This is a genomic window from Cohnella lupini, from assembly GCF_003386205.1.
GTDB classification, from domain to species: Bacteria; Bacillota; Bacilli; order Paenibacillales; family Paenibacillaceae; genus Cohnella; species Cohnella lupini.
In genome coordinates this window covers 358,758-365,548 of the sequence record NZ_QRDY01000005.1, presented here as the reverse complement: position 1 = coordinate 365,548, position 6,791 = coordinate 358,758, and the positions used below count along the sequence as shown (strand labels likewise).

At 51.2% G+C, this 6,791-nt stretch carries 4 protein-coding genes; 2 read left to right on the top strand and 2 right to left on the bottom strand.

Annotation, left to right across the window (positions count from 1 at the left end; genetic code table 11):
- Window positions 1-446: 446 nt before the first annotated feature.
- Window positions 447-1,871, bottom strand: coding sequence for an alpha-L-fucosidase (locus tag DFP95_RS12315; protein WP_115992904.1), 1,425 nt, complete (start codon window positions 1,869-1,871; stop codon window positions 447-449).
- A gap of 19 nt (window positions 1,872-1,890) precedes the next feature.
- Window positions 1,891-3,912 carry a beta-galactosidase gene (locus DFP95_RS12310; protein WP_281273410.1) on the bottom strand — a complete coding sequence of 674 codons (2,022 nt, stop codon included), beginning with the start codon at window positions 3,910-3,912 and terminating at the stop codon, window positions 1,891-1,893.
- A gap of 217 nt (window positions 3,913-4,129) precedes the next feature.
- Here DFP95_RS12310 and DFP95_RS12305 point away from each other — a divergent pair, with 217 nt between their 5' ends.
- Together DFP95_RS12305 and DFP95_RS12300 are read left to right on the top strand one after the other, a co-directional pair.
- A complete protein-coding gene (locus tag DFP95_RS12305; protein WP_115992902.1) occupies window positions 4,130-5,788 on the top strand; it encodes an extracellular solute-binding protein in 1,659 nt (552 codons plus the stop codon).
- Window positions 5,789-5,874: 86 nt separating this feature from the next.
- Complete coding sequence (locus DFP95_RS12300) at window positions 5,875-6,786, top strand: ABC transporter permease (RefSeq protein WP_245987593.1); 912 nt, start codon at window positions 5,875-5,877, stop codon at window positions 6,784-6,786.
- Window positions 6,787-6,791: the final 5 nt, after the last annotated feature.

Below are 6,791 nucleotides of genomic sequence, written 5' to 3'. Positions count from 1 at the left end.
AACTCATTACGGAATATTTCATGAACCGCCGTATACCGAACGGTACGTACGGTGGTGTGAGAGGTCGGGGGCTAGCCGCCCCCTCCTACTTAATTATGCAGCCGGAAGATACTGTAAATAGCGTTACTGGTGATATCCAATAGCGATGTGAATCAATGTAATTTTAATGCATAATCAAAATATAAGATGGATAAAGATGTTTATTATCGCTATTGGTCTAAATTTTTCGTATTCCTTCTGAATATTCGATCAATTGCGATGTTCTTCAACCTACTTTTTCCTCCAATAGGGTTCGTTAGCTTGAATAACGATGATTACCATCCTACTTACCTAGAATCATACCTTTGCTAACGGTAGAAGACCCGCGCATATAGAAAAGACCCTCACGAAACGCACTAATCGAAGTGCGCCTTCGCAAGGGCCATATAGGAGGAATGAAAGGCTATTTAGCGCTTGTCAAGATATACCTCGAACGCGGAAAGGGTGGGGAACCAACGGGATTGGTCTATGGTCAGTCGAATACGTTTTGCGGTCGTTACCGGAAATCTGCAGATTCGTTTATACCCAACGACCGTATACTGGCAGAGCGGCTCCCATATGCCTTGCTGCTCGTATTCGATGCTGAATTCCTCGATTCTCTGACCGGACTTGATATGCTCTTGAAGTACGATCGTGTCGAACGTTTTTTCCTCTCGCAGCTCGAGCAAGAGCGAAGCTTTCTCCGTTCCCTCATTCGGGCGCCAGAAAGAATCCGAGTTGCCGTCGATAACTCGTCCTGCGACGTGAAGGTCGTCCAGCGCTTCCGATGCGCTAACGGTGGCTCCCTCTGCTAGATTGTTACGGAATGTGGACGACAATGATCGACCAAGAGCGGCCATTGTCTCGGCATCGCGTTCATGAATAAGTCCGCGCCGGTCCGGTGGAAGATTCAACAGGAAAGTGGAGTTGCCGCCGACGGATTTGTAATAGATGTCTAGAAGCTCCTCTACGCTCCTGACCTTGTCGTCTTCGTATTCATGATAGAACCAGCCCGGACGGATCGACGTGTTGACCTCGGCGGGATACCATACTAGCTTCTCCGCATTCTGAATCGCACTTCTGCCGCCTATATTTTCGTCTTGGGAACGAACCAGTCTGGAGAATTCTCCGTCGTCGACATGCTGCGATTTTTCTTGGATTTTCTCGATATCTTGAAGATGCGCCGGAACGACGCTCCACTCGGATTCCCGGGTATGACCGGCTTCATTGCCGCACCAGCGAACGTCCGGGCCGCAAACGGAGATGGCCGCCTCGGGCTGCAATTCGCGAATGACTTCATAGTAGCCTTCCCAGTCGTAAACCTGCTTCATGCCGTTCGGACCCTCGCCGCAAGCACCGTCGAACCAAACGCAAAAGACATCCCCGTACCGGGACAGCAATTCACGCAACTGATTTTTAAAGTACGAGTTATATTCGTCGGACCCGTAACGCCTATCGTGTCGGTCCCAAGGAGACAAATAGACTCCGAACCGGATGCCTCCTTCCCGACATGCTTCGGCAACCTCCTTGACCAAGTCCCCGTTTCCGCCGCGCCATGGACTGTGCTTAACGGAATGCTCGGTGTAATCGCTGGGCCAAAGACAAAATCCGTCATGGTGCTTGCAAGTGAGGATGAGCCCTTTCATGTCTGCCGACTTGCAAACGTCTACCCATTGCTTCGCGCTGAATTCCGTCGGATTGAACAATGCGGGATTCTCGTCGCCAAGACCCCACTCCTTGTCCGTGAACGTATTGATTCCAAAATGAATAAAGGAGTAAAACTCCAGTTGTTGCCACGCTACCTGACTGGATGAAGGTGTTACTTGCGCCGCTTTGTTAATCCATTCGTTCATGAGGTTAGGCTCCTTCTTTTTATCGTTCTTTGTTTAAAAGCAATTCCGCTTCATAGGCGGACAACTCCAGAGAGTTCCGATATTGCCTGCCGGTTAGAAGTCCGGTTTTCGGATGCTCAAGCGCAATCGTTTGATCTTTGCCTATCGTATTCACATAAAGAGTAGAGCCGTCTTCCAGTCTGCGCGCGGCGACGCCCGGCGGCGTGACCGGTCCCGTCTCGATGCCAAGCGCCGGGTACAGCGATTCCAGGAACGGCTTCAGAAATGCCGTGGAGGCGGGTATGGCGACATAGATGGCTTCTCCCTTGCCATAGCGATTCCGCGTAACCGCAGGAGAACGCTCCAGCGTGTTGTCGAAGAAGGCTTCCGTTTCGGCCGTCTTGGTTTCGATCATTTCGTAATAATCGATAGGAGGTTCGTAACGTTCCTGGCCCAAGACGATGACCGGCCGCTCCCGTTCCAGGCGCAGCTCCGTTTTCTCCAATCCGCCGGCGTTCTCGCTCGGCGTATGGCTACGGGTTCGAGCGAACGCCCCGATGCGTATGCCGAATACGTCGCTAAGCGCTCCGGGCAACGGCGAATCGAACACGCGGTTGTGGGCGTCGACCTTGGCGGAGTATGCCGTCATGACGACGGTGCCCCCATTCTCGACATAAGAGCGGATCGTCGCCGCGGAGTCGTCGTCCATGATGGCATGTCCCGGTACGATCAACAATTTGTAGCTTAGGAGCATTCGGCGCAGGTTCACGATATTGCAGTCCAAGTTAGAAAGTTCAAGCGTCTCGTAGGCTTGAAGGACTTGTTCCGTATAATCCGTCTTGTAGAAGCTCTTGTTGCCTGCCGCAACCTTAAGACTCTCGAACGAATAAGCGACGGCGATTTCCGGCGACGCGTCGCGAGGGAGGCCGTAATCCTTCAACAGGTTAAACTCCTCGGCGATCTGCTTGAATTCTCCGTATTTCCATCCCGGTTCTCCGTCATGGTCGACAAGACCGAAAATATACTGCTCCTCTCCGCCAAGCATAGAGCGCCACGTCCAGGCACAAACGGTCTGGGATCTATGAATGAGGGACAAATAAGCATACATTCGCATGGCGTTGCGAGGGGAGCCGTAGCCCCCAAAGTCGCCGGTCTGAAATTCGAGACACCAGATAGGCCGGCCGAGCTCGCCGATGCGATGATCCATAAAGAAGCAAGCGGCAATCAGCGCTCTCCTGTCTTCGGGGTTCGTGCCCGGGTAGAAGCCAATACCGGGCAGATCGATCATTTCGTCATATTCTTTTAAATAGTCGAAGCCGTATCCGGGATTTTCCGACCAATGATTCGTCGTTTCCCTTGCCTTCGGCGCAAGCCTCTTGACGAGGCGACTTAATCCGTGCATAAATTCCAATACCTCGTCGGAATAGAAGCGCGACATGTCAAGCAGTCGTTCGGGCGCTCCGCGTACCGAACCCGAGACCGGAAGCACCACGTCATGAAAGCTGTTAAGCTTACGGGACCAGCGCTGCGTCGTCCAGGCATGGTTAAGGTGTTCGATCGTGCCGTATTTGGCGCTCAACCAAGACTGGAATCGGTCTCTAGCCGACGCGGAATAGGATGGCGAGCCCGAGCCGAATTCATTGCACAAACCGAACGCGTATAACGCTTGATGGTTGCGATATCGGCAGATCAGCGTCTCCGCGAACTTGTAGGCGTATTCCTGAAAAGCCGGATGCCCGACATCCTCCATATAGCGGGTTTGCGCTTCCATCCGGATGCCGTTTGCGTCGGCAAGATCGATTTCCGGATATTTCTTATGCAGCCAGGTCGGAGCAGGCCGCGTCGCGATATCAAGTACGACCTTGATATCTGCTTTCGCGAACAGATCCATGACTTCATCGAACCACTCGAAGGTATAATTTCCTTCCGTGGGCTCAAAGCTATCCCAGCAAAGGTGTCCGAGCCGAACCAAATTGAAGGAGGCCTCTTTCATTAGGTCAATGTCTTGTTTCCAGCGCTCGCGTGGCCAGTCGTGAGGGTGGTAGTTCGTTCCCGCGTACAACAATTCGTTATCACCGCCATATTAGGAATATTAAAACCGCTTGCCATATCAATCGCTATCCGATCGATATGAAATATAATATAAATCAAAAAAATATAAAAAAATGAAGAAAAACGATAGTGACTAATAAAGTGATATAAATCTCTTTTTTTTGATATATATCCGCTTTTCGCGCTGGGGCTATACTCATCATGAATCAAAAAAAGGAGGTCGTTACATGAAGAAGAGACTCGCGAAACATTCCTTGGGAGCGCTAGCGCTCGCAGTCGCGGTGCTGTCTGCCGCGGGCTGCAGCGCAAAATCGAATGCGAACCAGACGGAACCGTCTTCAACATCGGGAGCAAGCGGGGATAACTCGCAACAGGAGGTTACGGTCAAATTAGGACGCGTAGTCGGCTCCGACAACAAATTCAAGAACGGCGAAACGATCGAGGATAACGTTCACACCAGATGGGCCAAAGAGAAATTCGGTATCGACTTCAAGGTGGATTGGTCTGTCGGGACCGGCGAGGCCTATACAACGAAGCTACGTCTGTTAATGAATTCAAACGGAGATTTGCCGGACGTATTTACTCTTAACGATCCTACCCTCGAAAACCAGGTCGTCGATTCCGGGAAGGTAATGGACGTTACGGAGGCATTCGATAAATATGCTTCTCCGCGACTCAAAGAACTGTATGCCAAATATCCGGAAATCTGGAACACCGTGTCCTATGAAGGCAAACATTACGGACTTCCTACTTTTAATGCCATCAGCTCTTTTAGCGTGTTATGGATTCGCCAGGATTGGTTGGACAAGCTCGGATTGCAGGTGCCGAAAACGATCGAGGATATGGACAAAGTCATGGACGCGTTCGTCAATCAAGATCCGGACGGCAACGGCAAGAAGGATACGATCGGCTTGTCCTTATCGCTGAAAAAAGGCGTGAGCACGGTTAAGGATACGTTTATGGTATCGAGCGACTTCTTGTTCGGACATTCGGCCGTTCCGACCTATTGGACCGAAGGCGCCGATGGCAAGCTGCAGTACGGTTCGGTGCAGCCGACCATGAAGCAAGGGTTGGCAAAGCTGAGCGAGTGGATGAAAAAAGGATACTTGGATAAGGACGCGGGAGCGATGGACGAATCCAAGGCCGCGGAAAGCTTCGTCCAAGGCAAGTCGGGCATGGTATTCGGTCCCACTTGGATGCCCACTTTTCCGTTTAACGCGGATATGAAGTTCGATTATATACCGGTGCCGGTACCGGCCGGTATCGACGGTCAAATTGGCTTCGGCAGCGAACCGCAATCCTCCGTCCGGTTCTACTTCAATAAGGATTTCAAACATATGGACGTTCTCTTCCAATATCTGGACGCCATTATGGGGCCGGGCTTATACGATCCATCGTCGGAATTCGCCAACGGCTGGGCCGAAGGCTACGACTATGTCATGGTAGACGGCAAACCGGTGTATGATTCGGACAAGATCCCGGGAGGCTTCGTGGACGTGAAGAAATATACGATTTATGGAAACGACATCCAGGCTCCGAAGAAGGAGCTCGAAGTGATGGCCAAGCTCGGGCGGGGCGAAGCTCCCGAAACGCCTTACGAGAACTATTTTGCAGCAAGACCGAAGAAATGGGCGGAAGCCGCTGCCGTGTTGGATACTTATTTGGATCAGGCTGCCGTATTCGACAAGTTTACCGGCCCGCCAACCCCGACGATGGCCGAAAAGGGCGAGTTGTTGCGTAAAATGGAAAACGAAATCTTCTTGAAAATCATTTACGGACAAGAATCGCCGGACGCGTTCGATAGCTTCGTCAACAAATGGAAGTCCTCGGGCGGCGATCAAATAACCAAAGAAGTGAACGAGTGGTACGAGTCGGTCAACCAATAACAGGCTTCGCTCGGGAAAGGCCTTACGGTACGAGCGACACGTAAGGCCTCTCCTGATTGCGCAACAAGAAAGAGAGGTGATGGTATATGAGGGGAAAAGGAAAAAGCGGAATGAGGCTGACTCGTCAGCTGCCGCTTCATTTGCTCATATTGCCCTCGGTCATTTGTTTGCTTGTATTTAACTATCTGCCGATGACCGGCTTGCTTATGGCTTTTCAGGATTACAAACCGCGACTGGGTATTTGGCACTCGCCTTGGGTCGGTCTGAAGCATCTGGAATATATGTTTACTTATCCGGACAGCACGCAGGTGATCTGGAACACGTTTTTGATCGCGTCGTTCAAGATTGCAGCCAATACCGTTATTCCGATTATGTTTGCGCTGCTGTTGAACGAAGTGAGAAAACTGGTATTCAAGCGATTCGTACAGACGCTCGTCTACCTTCCCCATTTCCTGTCATGGGTCATACTGGGGGGGATTTTGACGGATATTCTCAGCAATAAAGGCATTGTGAATCAAATGTTGTCCGGCGTGGGGCTTGAACCTATATTCTTTCTCGGGGACGGAACTTGGTTTCGGTTCACGGTAATCGTAAGCGACGTGTGGAAGGAATTCGGCTTTTCCACGATTATCTATTTAGCCGCGCTGACCGGCATCAATCTGTCTTTGTACGAAGCGGCCGAGATCGATGGTGCCGGCCGGTTTAAGCAGACTTTGCATATCACGCTGCCGGCGATCGTCCCCGTCATTCTGGTCGTCGGAACGCTTTCGCTCGGCAATATCTTGAATGCGGGCTTTGATCAAATATTCAACTTGTACAATCCGCTCGTTTATCACGAGGGGGATATTATCGATACGTTCGTTTACCGCGTAGGATTGATGAGCGGCTCCTTCAGCTTCGCGACGGCCGTCGGCCTGTTCAAATCGGCAGTCAGTTTCGTGCTGATCGTGACTGCTTATCGATTGGCCTATCGATTTGGCAATTATCGCATCTTTTGAGGAAA